Source organism: Shimia sp. W99 (assembly GCF_053851455.3).
Window position 1 is genome coordinate 2,778,625 of the sequence record NZ_JBSQBU020000001.1, and the last position, 17,684, is coordinate 2,796,308.

Annotated in this window: 16 protein-coding genes, 1 tRNA gene and 1 riboswitch; of the genes, 11 read left to right on the forward strand and 6 right to left on the reverse strand. The window is 58.0% G+C overall.

The genetic code is table 11. From position 1 onward, the window contains the following. The first annotated feature begins 12 nt into the window (after positions 1–12). The 3 genes from ACS3QZ_RS13545 to ACS3QZ_RS13555 all read left to right on the forward strand — a co-directional run bounded on the left by ACS3QZ_RS13545 (position 13) and on the right by ACS3QZ_RS13555 (position 3,145). Positions 13–855: a class I SAM-dependent methyltransferase gene (locus ACS3QZ_RS13545; RefSeq protein WP_456038315.1), complete on the forward strand. Its 843-nt coding sequence runs from the start codon at positions 13–15 to the stop codon at positions 853–855. Between the two features lie 145 nt (positions 856–1,000). Next, positions 1,001–1,819 carry a class I SAM-dependent methyltransferase gene (locus tag ACS3QZ_RS13550; protein WP_456038316.1) on the forward strand — a complete coding sequence of 273 codons (819 nt, stop codon included), beginning with the start codon at positions 1,001–1,003 and terminating at the stop codon, positions 1,817–1,819. A 78-nt stretch (positions 1,820–1,897) separates the two neighbouring features. Further along, the gene (locus ACS3QZ_RS13555; protein ID WP_456038317.1) at positions 1,898–3,145 is read left to right on the forward strand and encodes a tyrosine-type recombinase/integrase; all 1,248 of its coding nucleotides are present in this window, start codon (positions 1,898–1,900) and stop codon (positions 3,143–3,145) included. 278 nt (positions 3,146–3,423) lie between these two features. Here the strand turns inward: ACS3QZ_RS13555 and ACS3QZ_RS13560 are convergent, their stop codons facing one another. After that, the gene (locus ACS3QZ_RS13560) at positions 3,424–5,313 is read right to left on the reverse strand and encodes a DUF3604 domain-containing protein (RefSeq protein ID WP_456038318.1); all 1,890 of its coding nucleotides are present in this window, start codon (positions 5,311–5,313) and stop codon (positions 3,424–3,426) included. 10 nt (positions 5,314–5,323) lie between these two features. Next, the gene (locus ACS3QZ_RS13565) at positions 5,324–7,156 is read right to left on the reverse strand and encodes a DUF3604 domain-containing protein (RefSeq protein WP_456038319.1); all 1,833 of its coding nucleotides are present in this window, start codon (positions 7,154–7,156) and stop codon (positions 5,324–5,326) included. A gap of 909 nt (positions 7,157–8,065) precedes the next feature. Here ACS3QZ_RS13565 and ACS3QZ_RS13570 point away from each other — a divergent pair. The 3 genes from ACS3QZ_RS13570 to ACS3QZ_RS13580 are packed head-to-tail and all read left to right on the forward strand — an operon-like array spanning position 8,066 to position 9,820. Next, positions 8,066–8,269 carry a helix-turn-helix domain-containing protein gene (locus tag ACS3QZ_RS13570; RefSeq protein WP_456038320.1) on the forward strand — a complete coding sequence of 68 codons (204 nt, stop codon included), beginning with the start codon at positions 8,066–8,068 and terminating at the stop codon, positions 8,267–8,269. Next, positions 8,269–8,775 (forward strand): helix-turn-helix domain-containing protein, encoded by a 507-nt coding sequence (locus ACS3QZ_RS13575; RefSeq protein ID WP_456038321.1) that lies wholly within the window; start codon positions 8,269–8,271, stop codon positions 8,773–8,775. Before ACS3QZ_RS13570 ends, ACS3QZ_RS13575 begins: the two co-directional genes overlap by 1 nt. Continuing rightward, on the forward strand, positions 8,753–9,820 hold the full coding sequence (locus tag ACS3QZ_RS13580) for a tyrosine-type recombinase/integrase (protein WP_456038322.1): 1,068 nt from the start codon (positions 8,753–8,755) through the stop codon (positions 9,818–9,820). The genes ACS3QZ_RS13575 and ACS3QZ_RS13580 overlap by 23 nt, the downstream gene beginning before the upstream one ends. A 3-nt stretch (positions 9,821–9,823) precedes the next feature. Here the strand turns inward: ACS3QZ_RS13580 and ACS3QZ_RS13585 are convergent, their stop codons facing one another. The 3 genes from ACS3QZ_RS13585 to ACS3QZ_RS13595 all read right to left on the reverse strand — a co-directional run bounded on the left by ACS3QZ_RS13585 (position 9,824) and on the right by ACS3QZ_RS13595 (position 12,642). Continuing rightward, positions 9,824–11,677 carry a 7-cyano-7-deazaguanine synthase gene (locus tag ACS3QZ_RS13585; RefSeq protein WP_456038323.1) on the reverse strand — a complete coding sequence of 618 codons (1,854 nt, stop codon included), beginning with the start codon at positions 11,675–11,677 and terminating at the stop codon, positions 9,824–9,826. After that, positions 11,652–12,431 carry a hypothetical protein gene (locus ACS3QZ_RS13590; RefSeq protein WP_456038324.1) on the reverse strand — a complete coding sequence of 260 codons (780 nt, stop codon included), beginning with the start codon at positions 12,429–12,431 and terminating at the stop codon, positions 11,652–11,654. Before ACS3QZ_RS13590 ends, ACS3QZ_RS13585 begins: the two co-directional genes overlap by 26 nt. Positions 12,432–12,566: 135 nt before the next feature. Beyond that, positions 12,567–12,642 (reverse strand) — tRNA-Lys (locus ACS3QZ_RS13595). Between the two features lie 98 nt (positions 12,643–12,740). Between ACS3QZ_RS13595 and dapF the strand changes: the two genes are divergently transcribed. From dapF to ACS3QZ_RS13610, 3 genes are all read left to right on the forward strand, one after another. Further along, positions 12,741–13,580 carry a diaminopimelate epimerase gene (gene dapF / locus ACS3QZ_RS13600; protein WP_456038325.1) on the forward strand — a complete coding sequence of 280 codons (840 nt, stop codon included), beginning with the start codon at positions 12,741–12,743 and terminating at the stop codon, positions 13,578–13,580. After that, positions 13,580–14,839: a tRNA (N(6)-L-threonylcarbamoyladenosine(37)-C(2))-methylthiotransferase MtaB gene (gene mtaB / locus ACS3QZ_RS13605; protein ID WP_456038326.1), complete on the forward strand. Its 1,260-nt coding sequence runs from the start codon at positions 13,580–13,582 to the stop codon at positions 14,837–14,839. The genes dapF and mtaB overlap by 1 nt, the downstream gene beginning before the upstream one ends. 111 nt (positions 14,840–14,950) lie before the next feature. Beyond that, the gene (locus ACS3QZ_RS13610; protein WP_456038327.1) at positions 14,951–15,616 is read left to right on the forward strand and encodes a glutathione S-transferase; all 666 of its coding nucleotides are present in this window, start codon (positions 14,951–14,953) and stop codon (positions 15,614–15,616) included. A 44-nt stretch (positions 15,617–15,660) separates the two neighbouring features. On the opposite strand, the gene ACS3QZ_RS13615 is transcribed toward ACS3QZ_RS13610, so the two are convergent. Continuing rightward, positions 15,661–16,101: a 6,7-dimethyl-8-ribityllumazine synthase gene (locus ACS3QZ_RS13615; RefSeq protein ID WP_456038328.1), complete on the reverse strand. Its 441-nt coding sequence runs from the start codon at positions 16,099–16,101 to the stop codon at positions 15,661–15,663. A gap of 85 nt (positions 16,102–16,186) precedes the next feature. Beyond that, positions 16,187–16,337, reverse strand: a riboswitch (FMN riboswitch). A gap of 62 nt (positions 16,338–16,399) precedes the next feature. On the opposite strand from ACS3QZ_RS13615, the gene ACS3QZ_RS13620 reads away from it, so the two are divergent. After that, a complete protein-coding gene (locus tag ACS3QZ_RS13620; protein WP_456038329.1) occupies positions 16,400–17,041 on the forward strand; it encodes an FMN-binding negative transcriptional regulator in 642 nt (213 codons plus the stop codon). Between the two features lie 4 nt (positions 17,042–17,045). Then, positions 17,046–17,651 (forward strand): glutathione S-transferase, encoded by a 606-nt coding sequence (locus ACS3QZ_RS13625; RefSeq protein WP_456038330.1) that lies wholly within the window; start codon positions 17,046–17,048, stop codon positions 17,649–17,651. Positions 17,652–17,684 lie beyond the last annotated feature (33 nt).

A 17,684-nucleotide genomic window follows, 5' to 3' on the forward strand; every position in this document is an offset into this window, starting at 1 on the left:
GGGTGGCATTTCATGGAAGCAAACAAAGCGCAGGCCGATTATTGGGCTTCACCCGCGGGCCTCAAGTGGATTGAACACGAACGCGCTCTGGATGCCGCGATGGCCGGAATGTTGGACATGATGCTGGATATGGCTGACATTGTCTCAACGGACCGAGTTATCGACATAGGATGTGGAACCGGAGCAAGCACCATTGAAGCCGCCCGACGCGCTCCGGCTGGCAATGTTCTTGGGGTAGATATCTCTGATCCGCTCCTTGCACGCGCTGCCAAAAGGGCGAAAACGGCGGGCGTGCAGCACGCGTCATTCCTGTTGGCTGATGCCCAAACACATGATTTTTCGCCGCAGAACTTCGATGTTCTGGTCTCGCGATTGGGTATGAGCTTCTTTTCAGACACGGTTGCAGCCCTGAAGAACCTGTCCAATGTACTGAGTGATCATGGTAAGATGGTCTTTGTTTGCTGGGCTTCGGTGGCGCAAAACCCATGGTTTGATATCCCCAAGAAAGCAGCGGAGGAACGGCTGGGCGCACAGCCGAAAGGAGACCCCAACGCACCTGGTCCAACCGCATTTCAGGACTGTAAGCGGGTGGCCAATCTGATGGATCAGGCGGGTGTTTCTAGTATCGAAGCGCGCCCAGTTGAGATTGTACTCACGCCTCCTGGCGGAGTAGCAGGTGCTGCACGCGCTGCCAGCAAGGTTGGCCCGGCGGCTCGCATAATGAAAGCCTATTCAGGGACGGAAGCCGATGAGGCGGGGATTGAAAGCTCAGTAAAGGCAGCCTTCGAGAAGTTCTCCGAGGGAGACGACGTACGGATTCCGGCAGTGGTAAACCTATTTTCTTGCGCACGATGAATTGGTCATGGAACCCTAGCCGACAACCGATCATTCGATACCGTGCACGATCACCAAGTTTGTATCCGCGTTGCGGCGACGGATTTCGGCGAGTTTCTGATAGTCATTTGTGTTATCCAAACACAGGACATTGGGAGGAGCCAAAATGGCAGCGTACGAAGGATTTGCGGAGCTAGAAACGCAGGGTTGGTCTGACGACACAATCTCGTCAGGTTACGTGACCATGTTCTCTGAAGCGAGTGACATGGCCATTCCGTCCATAGTGACACAAGTTGGAAGTAACAGCAGGGTCCTCGACCTCTGTTGCGGACAGGGCAATGTCACTGAAGCGCTTGCAAAGGCAGGTCACACAGTCACCGGCGCAGATTTCTCTGCAAAGATGCTTTCGCATGCGCGCAAGAGGTTCCCAACTGGCGATTTCATCGAAGCCGACGCACAAAACCTGCCGTTCGAGGAGGACAGTTTTGATAGTGTCGTCTGCAGCTTTGGCTTGATGCACGTTCCCGACCAGCCAAAGGCGCTTTCGGAAATTCGCAGAGTTCTCAAGCCAAAGGGACAATTCATCATGACTTCGTGGTGTGGTCCGGACGTATCCCCTGTCTTCCAAGTGTTTTACAGCAGTGTCCAGGAGCATGGTGAACCTTCTGTGACGATGCCTGACAGCCCGAATTTCCATCAGTTTGCGAACGAGGAAATGGCAAAGTCGATCCTGTCAGACGCGGGATTCGAGGTGGAAAAACAAGAACAGCTCGATTGTTCTTGGGTTCTGGATGAGCCCGGAGACTTGGCTGAGATCTTCCAAAACGGAGCTCCTCGCGGAGGCTACCTTCTGTCTCAACAGCCCGAGGCAAACAATGCAGCGATCAAAGCAGCCGTAGCCGAAAAAGTCCGTAGCCGTTTCTCCGAAGGTGACAAATGGCGCGCTCCCATACCTGCGTCTTTGATTGTCGCTCGCGCCAACTAAGCTCCTGCAGTCCTCGATTTCCGGCTGACATCACCAACGCAGGAACTTAGTGTGTGATGAGGCAATCGAGGAGCAGCAATGGCAAAGCTGGGCGCAGATACGCATGTGCTGTTGGATGGGGAGGTGAAGGTCTACAAGCGCCCCAACAGCAAGCGCTGGCAGGCCACGTTCAAGATCAACGAGCACTGGGTACGCATCAGCACGGGCAAGCGCGATCTGGAAGAAGCCAAGACCGTCGCCCGTGATCAGTACCTCGACTACAAATTTCGCGCCAAGCACGACCTGCCCGTTGTCACCAAACGCTTCGAAGACGTTGCCAAGCTAGCCATCGCAGATATGCAACGGCAGCTGGACGCAGGTGCTGGGCGCAAGGTGTTCAAGGATTACATCAAAGCGCTGAACAAGTACTTCATCCCGTTCTTCGGGAAGACCTTCATCACCAACATCGACCACGAGAAAATCCAAGCCTTCAACGCTTGGCGGGCGGAGCAGATCGGTCGTGAGCCAAAGGCATCGACGCTCAACACCCACAACTCGGCTATGAACAAGGTATATGCTGAGGCCGTTGCTCGTGGATTTATCACACAGGGCAAAGTGCCAATTCTCGCCAACAAAGGCGAAGGCGCAAAGCGGCGTCCTGACTTCAGCTTGGAAGATTATCGCAAGATGATCCGCAAGCTTCCGAGTTGGATCGACAAGGGCAAAGGCGGCAAGTCGCGCAACATGCGCTACCTGCTACGCGACTACGTGCTGATCCTCGCCAACACCGGCATGCGACACGGTACTGAGGCGCAGAACCTGCTTTGGAAGCATGTGACTGTCTTCAAAGAAAACGGGTTGGAGTATGTGGAGCTTTACCTCGACGGAAAGACCAAGCCTCATGAAGCCATCGGTCGCGCTGGCACCATCGACTATCTCAAGCGCATCCATTCGCGCACTGAGGCAATCAAAGACATCGACTTCTACGAGATGCTCAAACAGAAGCTGGATTTGCCAGTGTTCTGCTTGCCGGATGGAACAGTGACTGAGCACCTTCGGCAGACTTTTAAGGCGTTTTTGAAGGACGCTGGTCTGCTCAAGTGCCCCAAGACAGGGCAAGATCGTACGCTTTATAGCTTGCGCCACACCTATGCGACGTTCGCGCTCGTTAACGACGGAATGGATATCCATGCATTGACCAAGCAGATGGGCACATCGATTGGCATGATCGAACGGCACTACAGCCACCTAACGCCGCGCATGAAGAAGGACATGTTCACTGGCAAGCGTTACGAGTTGTCAGCGGAAGAGTATGAGGCGCAGAAGGCTTCGGGCGTTGAAATCTAGCTATTAGAGCTGGAAACACCGAAAGCGGACCTTCGATGCACTTCACAAGAGCGTCTGCCTTGCGGACGAACCGGACCTCCGCCGTGCCGGTGACAACTGGCGCAACCGGCCCAAACCGGTCATTGATCACCTGATCAATTTGCTGCAGAGCGGCTTGCCAATCCCGTCATTCTCTAAAATGGAATACAAATCGATATTTTTGGCGAGGGCGGCAGTATCGGTCCACCAAACTTGAAAAACTTTTGGCGCGCACACTGAACACCTGAATTGCAAACGCCTCACCCTTCCGGGCTATACCAGATGGGAGAGGTATAAGCGCGGTCCTGCACCGTCATTGCAGTGCCGGCGGGCATCTCAACATCAAAGAACTTGGCGTCATAGGCCGTCCAGCGCGGGGTCGGAATTTCAAGAACACGCACATAATAAAACGCGTGCTGATCGGGGTCAAAGTCAGGATCGCGCCAATGGGCGCTTAGCATGGCCCCACCGATCGTGTTTTGATAGCTGGCCTCGGCGATGTTCACCGTACTGCCGACCTCTCCAGCGCAGGCATTTTGTACGACCTCGCGCCCTGCACAGGCCACGTCATAGATTGTTTCATGGGTTTCACCTGATGCATCCAACCATCCCTTAACGACTTGGATACGGTCGAGATTGGCACCGTCCGGATCGCGCAGGGCGCGGATCATCAATGTTGGTGCTGCGCCGTCAGGCCCTGCGAATAGATCGGCCCCCATCGGCACGCCGCGATCATAGCCGACCTTCGCAAAATCGGGGCGAGTTACCTCGTCTGCCGTGAAATCCCAGCCCGCAAACAGGCGAACCCTCAGGCGCGTGCCGGTGGTGGCAAACACCTCTTTGCGCGCCATCGCGTCCCAGATCGCCTCGCGCGTGTTTTCGGTTGCCCAGACCGCCGCCAGACCCGAAGCGCCCAGATCGACATCTCGGATGGACAGACGGTCATCGACAAGGCTTTGCACCAGGACTCCAGCATTGCGGTCGGGGTTGGGTTCGTTGATGAATCCCTTGCCGAACCAGTTCTCTTCGCGCGAGGATGGGATCGACGCATGCGCATCGGTCGAACCGACCATGCCGAACTTGAACGGGTTGACACCCAGACGCGCCTTTTCTGCCAAACCGATTTTCAGGGCCTCGCGGGTGTATTCCGTGCGCAGCATCTCGGGTGTCTTGAACGCGGTCCCTTCAATATTGCCTGCATCCAGCAGCTCGAAATCGGCAAACTGGTCATCGGGCGACAACAGGGGATGCGCTTCGCCGGTGCCCTTGATCTGGGTCATCTCGACAAGCGGCTCATATCGCGCCCGCAGGCTGGCATAGTCCGCGCTGAATGCCTCGCCCGAGAAGGTTTCGGTCATGAACATCATGCCGTTTGACAGGTTGCCGTTGTGCGGGATCGCCAGAACCCGCCCGCCGGTCTTGTCCTCATAGGCCGCCATGTAGGCCCAGAGATCCTCAGGATCGTCACTGTCATAGGTCGAGAACGGAAGCACCTGCTGTGCGCGCGATGCCCCATCGCGGAAGATGACATTGCGGTGCAGGTTGTTGCCGCCCGGTGCCGAGGTCCATTCATAGGCGACAAAGGTCGTGAACACGCCCGGCTGATAGTAGCGTTCGGCATTTTCGATGACCCGGCTCCAGATCGAGGCCGTCAGATCCGGGCTGTCGATCCGGTCAATGCGCGCGTTGCTGCTCTGGAGAAATTCCAGAAACGCCTCGTACCCGCGTCCGTCCTTGCGCATCTCGGCCCAACGCCGTCCGTATTCCGTAGCCATGACCAGCGGATCGGCGGTGTTGAGCGCCTCGGACAGGCCGATATTTTCGGCGTGGTCCGAGATCACCACGAAATCCAGAGGACGGATCAGCTTGAACAGATGCCCCGACTGCGCGCGAAACACCTCGCCCCGTGATACGCGATAGGCATCATCCGGCCCCGGAGTGCCCCCGGCCAGCCCTGAATCCGCCGACCACGCCGTGTGCAAATGCGTGTCCCCGAAATAGACGTTCTGGGGAAAGCTGTCCTCGACATAGGGCGAGTAGTTCGGTGGCTTGGCCGGAAACTCGTCCTCCTGAACCGTGAAATCCTGCGCAAAGACAGGCCCAGCCAAAAGGCCCAGTGCGAGGATCAGAGAATGTCGCGTCGCTCTCATGGGGCTTTCCTTAGTTTTGCGGCGTGTACCAGATCGGCGATGTGTAAGCGCGCTCCTGATGTTCGCGCGGCACTCCGTCGACATCCATTTTCATGTCGAACCGGGCTTCATCATAGGCCTGCCAGGTCGGTGTCGGAATTTCCAGAACCCGTGCATAATACACGGCGGGAACCGACGGGTCGAAATCCGGATCGGTCCAGACGGCACGCAACTCGGGCGCGCCGATGGTGTTTGTCCACATCACGTTTTCCACGTCGACAGTGCTGCCTACCGGCTTCTTGGCACGACCTTCAGCATCAATCTCCCGTCCGTCCGACACGGCCACGTCATAGATACGCTCGTGTCGCTCGCCCGCTGCATCGACCCAGCCCTTGACGATCTGGATACGGTCAAGGTTGCCCGACCACGCGTCCTTCAGAGCGCCCACCATGAATACCGGTGCCTTGGCGCCCTCGGGGGCTGGCCGTAGATCGCCGCCCATCGGGACGCCGCGGGCATAGCCGATCTCGACCACGTCGGGGCGATACATTTCGTCTTCCGAGTAATCCCAACCGCCAAAGAAGCGCACGGTAATGCGGGTGCCCGTCGTGGCATAGACTTCCTTGGCTTTCATTGCGTCCCAGATCGCTTCGCGGGTGTTTTCCCGCGCCCAAACCCCGGCCAGCCCCGAGGCAAGCACATCGGACTCAAATGTCGACAAGGCTTCGTCGCCGCCAAAAGCTTGGATCACGTAGCTTTTGTATCGGGTCGGCTTCGGCTCGCCGGTGTCCATCTTGCCAAAAAAATTCTCGTCCCGGCTGGTCGAAAGCGCCGTGTGGCTGTCGGTCGACCCGATCTGCCCCATCTTGAACGGGTTGACGCCCAGTTTCTGTTGCTGCTGCAAGCCCAGTTGCAACGCCGTGCGGGTGTATTCGTGGGGCAGCATCTCGGGCGTCTTGGGAACGATGCCGCCAATATCGGCCTTGTCCCATGTGCCATAATCGGCAAATTCATCCTCCGGAGAGAGAAGCGGGTGGGCCTCGCTGTCGCCCTTGATCTGGGTCGACTCAACCAGCGGCTCCCATTTCTGGCGTTTGCGCGCATAGTCGGCATCAATCTTTTCGCCGTTCATTCGCTTCAAAGCAAACATCTTGCCGTTCGAGACATTGCCATTGTGCGGAATGGCCAAAACCCGCCCCCCGGTCTTATCTTCGTAGGCTTGCATGTAGGCCCAAAGCTCTTCGACGTCCTGACCGTCAAACAATGAGAACGGTAAAACCTGCGATACCCGGTCGCCGTCGTCTCGGAACACCACCACGCGGTGCAGGTTGCCCGGGTCCTCTAGTGTTCCGCTCATAGTCCACTCGAAACCTAGCATCGCCGTGAAAACGCCCGGCTGGTTGAATTGCTCTGCAATCTCGATCTGGCGATCCCATGTGGTCTGTTGAATACGTTTGTCGTCGATGACGTCGGTGAACTGCGTCATCCCCTCTCGCCCCCAAAGATCGTAAGCAGCGTACCCATCGCCACCTTGGATCAGGTCATAGAACCGGCGTCCGTACTCATTCTGCAAAAGCTCGGCATTGCCTTCCGCCAAAAGCAGTGGCACGCCAAGGTTTTCGGCATGATCTGCAACTACAAGAAAATCCAGTGGCCGCACCAACCGAGCCCGTTGCCCGGTATTGCTGGTTACGGTTTCACCACGGGCAAACCGATAGGCATCTTCCGGCCCCAACACCGTGCCAACCATGCCCGCATCCATCGAGAAATTGGTGTGCAGGTGCGTGTCACCCCAGAGAAGGTTTTCGGCAAACCCGCCCGTGCGCGCATTCACATCGACATAAGGTGAAAAGTCTTTGGGCATAGCTGCCATGTCTTCCGGCGACGGACGCACCTGAGCATGTGCTGTAGCGGCGAAAAGAAACAAAAGAGCGGTTTGCGACAGTAATCTAATCATTTTGGCAAGCCTTGAGGATCAATTGGAAATGTCAGGACAACACATGGAGCGCCCTGTATTCGAATCTTAGCATGCTTTTACATTGCCCAAAAGTCACAGGCACACTTCACGGCACGTCAAGGAACATAGGGCGGTGTCACAAGCCCTTCTACATCCCTGTCGGTGCAAATGTGCATCATTGTCTGGGGCGTGCAAATCAGCAAACCTCAAGGTTTGTGATCTAAGGCCAACGACTGCTTTTAAACCGCATGGCGCAATTGGCATGCGTTCGCAGCGAACGTCTGCTTCCGCCCTTTACTTCCAATTCGTGCATTTCGCAGCAATTGTCAGTTTGGACTCTGAGCGGTCATTCTCTGCGCAGTGTACGAACGACTGGTTATAGAAAGGCGGGCTTTCGCCGCGCTCCATCGAAAAGGATGAGAGCGGGACCTTCCCACAGTTCGGTTTCCACGTGTGGATGGTAGACATCTGCGGATACTATTGAAAAAGTCGGTACTGATTTGGCACCAGCTTCATCGCCTCAAGTTCCGGGGGCGACAACTAGAAACATCTTTTGTTGTTTAGCGAGACCGCTACACCTAAACAGTTGGGCAATGCCAAAACAGCCCTGATTCCCAAAGTGTCTGATGTCTTGTCACATCTCTTTTGCAATGGTCACAACCTTCCGCACTGACCTACATGAAATCAATGGCATAGAAATCCCTTTGTCACGTCTTTGGCGTGACCGCCCACAGACTTTCGCCGTGTAGAAGCCCACCTTTTTATTCAGAAACAGGTCGCAACCTCGCGCCCTGTTAAGAAGAGAGGGGTGGTTCGATGACCAAGTTGACACAGGACCAATTGGCGACGCGCTGGCATATATCGCCGCGAACGCTGGAGCAGTGGCGTTGGTTGGGCAAGGGGCCAAGGTTCCTCAAGATCGGGGCGCGGGTTCTTTACGATGTTGCCGAGATTGAGGCGTTCGAGGCCGGGCAGGTTTGTCAAAATACGCACGGTCCGATCAGTTCGGAGCATGTGTGATGGCCAAGAGATTTCCGGTTAGCAGGATCAAGACGCACCGGGTCTACACGGTTTGGGAAGTCTCAGATGTTCTCGTGTGTCATCGGCAGACCGTCATTCGTTGGATCAGACGCGACGGTTTGATTGCCGACATGAGTCGTAAACCCTGGCTGATCGAGGGACGTGATCTGAAGGCGTTTCTCGGTGCAAAACAAACCAAGGCGCGGTGCAAGCTGGCTCTGCATCACTGCTATTGCCTTGGCTGCAAGGCTCCGCAGGAGCCGGACGGAAAGATCGCCGATTATTTGCAACAGACGCCTGACAGTGGGCGGTTGATGGGCCTTTGCCCAAGTTGCGGCGCGTTGATGCACAAGGTTGTCAGGCGCGTCGACCTTGAAGCGATCCGGGCCAAAATCGAGGTGACGGTTCAGAAGGCCAACCCAAGATTAGTGTCCCGTGCTGATCCCCCTTCAAATGTCATCTTGGAACAGGAGGCCAAACACCATGGCAAAGCGCAACAAGGATAACCTTCGGATCAAGCGTAAATACCTCGTTTGGCGCAAAGATGCGCAGGGGGTTTCCGAGGCAACAATAGACAAGACCGCTGCCTCAATTTCGCTCTATGACGATTGGCTTGCAGGCAAGGACTTTCGTGCCTTTCATTCCGAGCGAGCACGGGCCTTCAAGCGGCATCTGGCGGGATTGCGGAATGAGCGAACAGGCGCGCTGTTATCTGCAGCCACGATCAATGGAACACTGCGCGAGTTGAAGGGCTTTTTCTACTGGCTGGCAGATCAACCGGGCTACAAGTCAAAAATCACCCGGTCGGACGCAGACTACCTGACGCCAGACAAGAAATCCGAGAACACCCGTCGTGGATCGCTCTGGAAACCGCACCCCTCACCAGATCAGGTGAGGCACATCATCGCCAACATGCCACAAGGAACGGTGATTGAGAGGCGCAATCGCGCGTTGGTTGCCTTCCTGTTCTTGACGGCTTCCCGCGAAGGTGCGGCAATCACTTTGCAGCTCGGCCATGTCGACCTGGCTCACAGATGTGTTCATTTCGACGGACGACAGGTGGACACAAAGTTCGGTAAATCCTTTACCACTGCGTTTTACCCCTTCGGTGAAGCGATGGAGCGTTGTGTGTTCGATTGGGTTGCCGAGCTCAAGCAGGACTACCTATTCGCAAGCTCAGACCCTTTGTTCCCGAAGACCCGTGTTGGCGTGGGAACAACTAGGAAGTTTGAAACCATGGGCATTCTCAGAGCACCTTGGGCCAGCCCTTCAAGTGCTGCCAAGATATTCAAGCGAGCCTTTGCAGATGCCAACCTTCCACCGTTTTCGCCACATCGTGTGCGCGATACAGTTGCCGAACTGGCCAAGGATCATTGTCGGACGCCAGAAGAGTACAAGGCTTGGTCACAGAATATGGGGCATGAGGATGTTCTCACAACCTTTCGATCATACGGGTCGGTTGCACCAGGTCGGCAGATTGAATTGATGCAGCGGTTTCGGGATCGCAGTCGATGCGGTGATGACGATGATGGTTTTGAAGTTACGGAATAGGTTTCAATCCTGTTTGGTTTTCCAAACTGTGACGCGATCCGGAGCAAGGCGATACCCCTGCCAGGGGTTGTTCTCGATCAGTTCAGTCCCCAGAGCTTCATCAAGGCCGCTCGATGCGATCCTTTGCCTTAGGTATGATCGGGCACGCATAACCCGGTGACGCACCGCTTCTTCGCTTGCTAATCCAAGGCGCTGGGCAAGTTGAGAGGCTTGAAGAAACGGATAGTCCAGTGGCGCCAATCCTTGCCCGACGCCAGTCAGCCACAGGTTTGCCAATTCGATCAATAGCGATGCTGTCGCGTTCTTTTCAAATGTAACCCGGTCATCAATTCTAATCCGGTGTCTGCGCGTATCAACTTCCAGAATGAATGGATGTGGCATCGGAGAGTCTGTTGGAGCCGCCTGATCCGGGATAGCAGCCAGCAGCGCTTGTCGTTGAACGTCACCATAGAGCCTGGGCAAGCTTCCCTCAGGAAAGCTATCGGTATCATGGATATCGAACGTGTTGCGCATTACCCCGGACACCGAAGCGCCATGACGGTTCAACAGGCGCGCGATCATCGTTAGAGCCGTCGCTGGCGGATAATCAAGATGTCCGACGGCATCCAGAACCGCCGGGAATGTCCGCTCCAAAACCTCCGGCGTAATGTGTTCGAACACCTGAGCATTACGCACATAGGACAGCGCAACTTCCCGATCTATGGCACCGTCCCTCGCGTCATCCATCAAAGCCACCTTGTATGCCTCTTCCGGGTCATACTGCGCCACCTCGGCAGCCAACACCGCAAAGCGACGATCAATACACTGAGAACAGCGTCCACAATGCACGTGCTGCTTGGTCTGATTGTGAACATCAGCACAGCTGCGCGTGTGGGCTATGTGCTCTCTCATGCCCAGCCGGGAAATGGCTTTGACGACATCTGTTTTGGTGCGCCAGAAAAACGGGTTGTCGACCCGCATACCGCCTTCGAAGACCATAGCAAAGAAATCGGTAAATCGTGTCAGGGTCTGGGGATGCGTCGTCCGAGTTGCGCGTGTTCCCACAACATTGTCGACCGGTGGCAAGTTCAGGCTCACCACGCCATTTTCGTGGAAAGATACGCGGTTTTGTCCGAAAGCCTGCGCCGTGATTGCCCCCAAAACAGCGAACAGGAACGACCGGCTGCGATGTGTGCCTTCTTTGAGGCTACGACCCTTCATCTGAACTTGAACCGGCACATGTCGACAACAATCCTCACCGAGTTTCCCGATCAAGGCCTTTTGCAGGTTGCGCTGTACGGGGGCGATCTTGGAGGCCGAAAAATGGCTGACCAGAGCGACTTGTTGGCCCTGCTCGGCAATTTCTTCCAGCGCTCCGGCGAAGGAATCGAGCCCGCCTGAGAACATCAAAACCCGATTGGCATCCCAGGAACTCTTTGCATCGAATTTGAAAAACCGTGAGCGTTCTGCCTCCGGATATTTCTTTTGGAAAAAGCCAAATTCAAACCGGTCACCGGACAAGAACATCAAGGTCTCTTCCAAGGATAGCGTGACATCCTGCCGCGACCAGAAGCCATGATCACGAACCGGTACATCGACAATGAACCGGCGGTGCCACTTACGCCCCATCTGCTGGTCGACCGATCCGCCCCGGCTTACAGCAGCATCCGCCCCATAAACCACCGCGGCAAGCTCCAGTAGATCAAGCGCTCGATCCGACAACCCCTCCACAAGTTGTTCACTTAGTCGACCGATCCGCAGCCTCACGCCCACAGGCTTGTCGTCGATCCTCAGGCGCAATTCCTCGTCACCCCCGCTTTTCGTCAGCGGGGCGAGGCATCGGATGCGATGCTCAGGCGGTGTCACGTCGCCGCCCAAGTTCGGTCCTCATCTTCTTGAAGGCATATTGCGTGAAGTGATCAATGGCCTCTTGATCCAATGACTGCTTCTGCCAGACGGTTTTACCGTACCAGCCTCCGGCAAACTCTCGCACGATCCTTGAGGCCTCGAACGTGTGCTGCGCCAATGCCTGCTGAAACGCCACGCGCTGAGCATCATCAGCAAACCGTTTGTCCTGTCCGGTGTGGTTCGCCAGCTCACGGCTCAGATAGTAGTCGAGCGAACGATAGGTCAGGCGCGCAAAGAAATCTCTGGCTAGGTCAGCAAACCGATTTCCGGATGCAAAACTGCCTAACGCCGCTCGGATTTCCTGAGGGGTCGGCTCAAACAGCGACGGAAGCCGGTCGCGGAGTTGAACCGAAAGCGTTTCGAGCAGAGCAGTTTTGGCCAGTTCACCGGCGTCGGATGAAGCTCCAAACCGAAAGCTCTGACGATCAATGGCCAGTTCAAGTCCTGCTAGCAAACCTGTCACCGACGACAGTGCGTTTTCTCCGACGCCCAGATCTAACAGCGCGTCCTCGAAACCAGGCATGCGCGCCAAGAGCGGCAACCGCACAAGCAGGGAGCTGATGAACTGGAACCGCGGGTCTTTGGTCGCACGAGAAAGATCAAGTTCGGACGCCTTGGCGGCTGCCTCGGCTATCACGTCAATTGATGCTTCAGAATCAATTAAACTAACGACTTCCCGCCACTTCTTAGTCCGTGGCAGCGTGCCGAGCCGAATATGGCCCATAGCGATCTCCCTGTTGGATCAAGCGTCGCGCAACCAGAAGGGGAAATCAAAGAAAAACTGCGTGGATTTGCTTACCCTGCGCTTACCCTCTTTCGAGGCGAGCGCTTGAGAAATCTACTAAGTCATTGATTGCAGTGGTGAGCCGTGTAGGATTCGAACCTACGACCCACTGATTAAAAGTCAGTTGCTCTACCAACTGAGCTAACGGCCCACTCTGTGGCGCGGTTACTATGCTGACTGTCCAAGGGGGTCAAGACGATTCTCAAGAAAAAATGCATCGCTCTGGAAACGGCGAAATAACAGGCGTATATGCGCGGCATGATCAGGTCCCAGAACATATCCCTGCCCTTCATGAAAATGCATGGGCTCGGCAACGATTTCGTTGTCATCGACGCGCGTACCCGAGACGTGGAACTGAGCGAATCCCAGATCAAGGCCATTGCGCATAGGCATTGTGGCGTCGGCTTTGACCAGCTTGCCGTGATCAGCTCGGACCGGCACGACGGGCACCTGACCTTCTACAATGCTGACGGATCGACCTCGGCCGCCTGCGGCAACGCCACGCGCTGCATCGCGCGTCATATCATGGACGAGACCGGGCGCACGTCGCTGCGCCTGACCACCGATCGCGGCACGCTGATGGCGCGGGACGCGGGCGACGGGCTGACCTCGGTCAACATGGGGCAGCCCCAGCTTGACTGGCAGGATGTTCCGCTGGTCCGCGAAATGGACACGCTGGAACTGCCGATCGACGGCGCGCCCACCGCCACCGGCATGGGCAATCCGCACTGCACCTTCTTTGTAAAGGATGCCGAGGCCGTGGACCTTGCCGGTTTCGGCGCCGAACATGAACATCATCCGCTTTACCCGGAGCGCACCAACGTGCAGGTTGCCCATGTTGTCGGGCCGGATCACATCCGCATGCGGGTCTGGGAACGCGGCGTCGGCATCACCATGGCCTCCGGTTCTTCCTCCTGCGCGACTGCCGTGGCCGCAGCGCGGCGCGGCCTGACCGGACACAAGGTCCGGATCGACCTCGATGGCGGCACACTCTGGATCAACTGGGCCGAGGATGGCGTCTGGATGACCGGACCTACGATGCATGTCTTCTCCGGCGCCTTTACCCACAGCTTTCTGGAGTCGGCCTGATGGCTGGCGCGCCACCCAAGTTCACCACCCTCGGATGTCGTCTCAACGCCTATGAAACCGAGGCGATGAAGGCCATGTCGCAAGAGGCCGGGCTTGGGGATGCGGTGATTGTGAACACCTGTGCGGTAACTTCGGAAGCGGTGCGCAAGGCGCGACAGGAGATCCGCCGCCTGCGCCGCGAGAACCCGACCGCCCGTATCATCGTCACCGGCTGCGCCGCCCAGACCGAACCCGAAACCTTTGCCGCCATGGGAGAAGTCGACAAGGTGATCGGCAACTCCGAGAAAATGCGCCCGGAAACCTGGGCTGGCATGGCCGCGGATTTCATTGGTGAAACCGAAAAGGTCATGGTGGATGACATCATGTCCGTCACCGAAACGGCCGGTCACCTGATCGACGGGTTCGGCACGCGCAGCCGCGCCTATGTGCAGGTCCAGAACGGTTGTGACCACCGCTGCACCTTCTGCATCATCCCCTTTGGCCGGGGGAACTCCCGCTCGGTGCCTGCGGGCGTGGTGGTGGACCAGATCAAGCGGCTGGTGGACAAGGGCTTTAACGAGGTTGTTTTGACAGGCGTCGACCTGACCTCTTGGGGGGCGGACCTGCCGATGCAGCCGCGTCTGGGCGATCTTGTGCTGCGCATTCTCAAACTGGTACCGGACCTGCCCCGCCTGCGGATCAGCAGCATCGATTCCATCGAAGCTGACGACGCCCTGATGCAGGCCATCGCCACCGAACCCCGCCTAATGCCGCACCTGCACCTGTCGCTGCAGGCCGGGGACGACATGATCCTCAAACGCATGAAACGTCGCCATCTGCGGGACGATGCCATCGCGTTCTGCGAAGAGGCCCGCAAACTGCGCCCGGACATGACCTATGGCGCCGATATCATCGCCGGCTTCCCCACCGAAACCGAGGCGATGTTCGAAAACTCGCTCAGGCTGGTGGCGGAATGCGACCTGACTTGGCTGCACGTCTTCCCCTACTCCCCCCGTCCCGGCACACCGGCAGCGCGCATGCCGCAAGTCAACGGAAACGATATCAAAGCCCGCGCCGCGCGTTTGCGCGATGCCGGGCATGACCAAGTTGCCCGCCATCTTCAGGCGCAAGTCGGGCACACGCATCACGTGCTGATGGAAAACCCGCAGATGGGGCGCACAGAACAGTTTGCCGAAGTGGTCTTCGACACGCCCCAGACCGAAGGCGCCGTGGTGACAACCAAAATCAACGGCATTCTGGGCGGACAGCTGACCGCCTGATCGTGGCACTCCCGCCCTCTTCGGGGCCTGACGGCCCCTGCCAGAGGTTGGGCGTGGCGCGCTGCGCGCGTTTTGAGTATTTCTGGCAAAATGAAGGAGGAAGAGACCATCATGGCCGATCCCGTTCTCTACAGCTTTCGGCGCTGCCCGTACGCGATGCGGGCGCGGCTGGCCGTGGCCACCTCAGGGGTGAAGGTCGAACTGCGCGAAATCCTGCTGCGCGACAAGGCGCCGGAGTTTCTGAAGACCTCACCCAGCGCAACGGTCCCTTGTCTCAAAGTTGGCGATCTGGTTCTGGACGAAAGCCTCGACATCATGATCTGGGCCCTGCATCAGAGCGATCCGCAAGGCTGGCTCTCGATGCCCGCCGACGGCCAAGACTTGATCGCCCACGCCGATGGCCCCTTCAAGCGGGCCCTCGACCGCACCAAGTATCACACCCGCTATCCCGATCTGGACCCTGAAGACCAGCGCGCACAGGCAATGGCCTTTCTCAACGACCTGAACACCCGGCTTGAAGAGACCCCATGGCTCTTTGGCCCAACCCCAACCCTGTCGGATATGGCCATCCTGCCCTTCGTTCGCCAATTCGCCTTTATCGACAAGCCTCGGTTCGATGCCGAAGCAGCCCCTGCGTTGGGCCGTTGGCTCGACACCTTCCTCGCCTCGGACCTGTTCGCAAAGATCATGCCAAAGCTTCCGGTCTGGAAAGCGGGCGATCCCCCGACCTTCATTTTGCAGGAAATACTCGCGCCGCAGGCATCGGGGCGGGCCTGACCCGCCCCAGAATTTTCATGTGCGCCGCAAGGCGCGCCGCTGGTCTACGCCGCAGCCACAAGCCCCGCGCGGGTTTTCAGCACCCCAAGCGCGGCTTGCGCCGCCTCGCACCCCTTCTCGACGAAATGCGCGCGGTAGATCGCATTGTGGTGTTCGGTCTCCTGGTAATGGTGCGGCGTCAACGATACCGAAAGCACCGGCACACCAGTATCGAGCCCGGCCCGCATCAGGCCATCGACCACCGCCTGGGCAACAAAATCATGGCGATAGATCCCACCATCCACGACGAAAGCGGCACAGGCCACCGCGCCGTACCGCCCGCTGGCCGCAAGGTCGCGTGCCAACAGCGGCATTTCGAAGGCGCCGGGCACGTCGAACACGTCCACCTGCGCCGCAGGGATGACTTCGCAGAATCCGGCAAACGCCTGATCGACGATATCGGCATGCCATTGCGCCTTGATGAAGGCAAATCGGGTGTGTGTCATATCGGTCTCTCCTTTTGCAACAGACACGTCACCCAAGGCGATCACGAACAACACCGGCGCGCCCTGGCAAAAGGGCGCCCGCGTTGCACGTTCTCTTCCATCCGGACTATCACCGTCGGCTCCGGCCTCTCACCGGATCTGCTTGTCACCCGACCATCGGTCGGGCCGCTCGCGGGCTCATGAGGTCTCCCCCATATACCGCCGGTGGGGAATTTCACCCCGCCCTGAGAACATCACCACCTTGCCAACCCGGAACGTCCCCTGCAACATCCAATCGACCAAGGAGACGCACCGGCACATGCACCCGAACCCCGCCTTTCGCACCATTCCTTCCGAGGACAATCTCGCCTTTGCCCGCGAACGCGGCTTTGGCATCCTGACTACGCCGGGCGACGCTGCACCGCTGATGTCGCATGTGCCCTTCGTGCTTGACCCGGACGGCACCCATGCCGACCTGCATCTCGTGCGCTCCAACCCGATGGCCCGCGCGGTTTCCGGGCCAACCCCGGCGCGCATCGCGATCAGCGGCCCCGACAGCTATATCTCGCCGGACTGGTACAACCTGCCCGACCAGGTTCCGACCTGGAACTATGTCGCTGTACATCTCACCGGGACGCTGTCCCCGATGCCCGACGATCAATTGCCCGGCCTTCTCGACGAGCTGTCGCTGCAATTCGAAGCCCATCTTCTGCCCAAGCCGCCATGGACAAGGGACAAGATGACCCCCGGGGCCTTTGAGCGCATGCTGCGCATGATCCGCCCCTTCCGCCTGACCATCAACGATGTTGCGGGCACGTGGAAGCTTGGCCAGAACAAACCCGCCTCCGCCCGCCACGCGGCGGCAGACCAGATTGGCGCATATGGCGTCGGCGCAGAAACCCGTGTGCTCGCGGGGCTCATGCGCTCGCCCGTGGCCGAGCCTGACCAGCAAGAAGGATAATCCGATGCAACTGATCCATTCCCCGGCGTCGCCGTTCGTGCGCAAGGTGCGCGTGACGCTGATCGAAACCGGACAACAGGACGATGTAGAGCTGATTCCCGTGGCGACCACGGCCCTCAACACCGCACCCGAGGCCGCGGCGGCCAACCCGCTGGGCAAGATTCCTGCCCTGATCCGCCCCGATGGCCCGGCGATCTATGACAGCCGGGTGATCTGCCGCTACCTTGCTGCGCGCGCCGGGGCCAACCTCTATCCCGAGGACCGGCTCTGGGATGTGCTCACGCTTGAGGCCACCGCCGACGGCATCCTCGAAGCGGCTGTTCTGATGGTCTACGAAAAGCGCCTGCGTCCCGAAGAGATCGTGTTTGAGCCGTGGCTCGAGGCCCAATGGGGCAAGGTCACAAACGCGCTCGACGTGTTGAATGAACGCTGGATGAGCCACCTCAAGGGCCCCGACAGCATGGCACAGATCGCCGTCGGCTGCGCCCTTGGCTATCTTGATTTCCGCCATGGCGACCGTGATTGGCGCCGGGGCCGTGACGGGCTGGCCGCGTGGTATGCAGAATACGCCCAGCGCGAGAGCATGCAGGCCACGATCCCCGAAGGCTGACCCGCAAAAACAAGGAGCGGCCCGAAAGCCGCT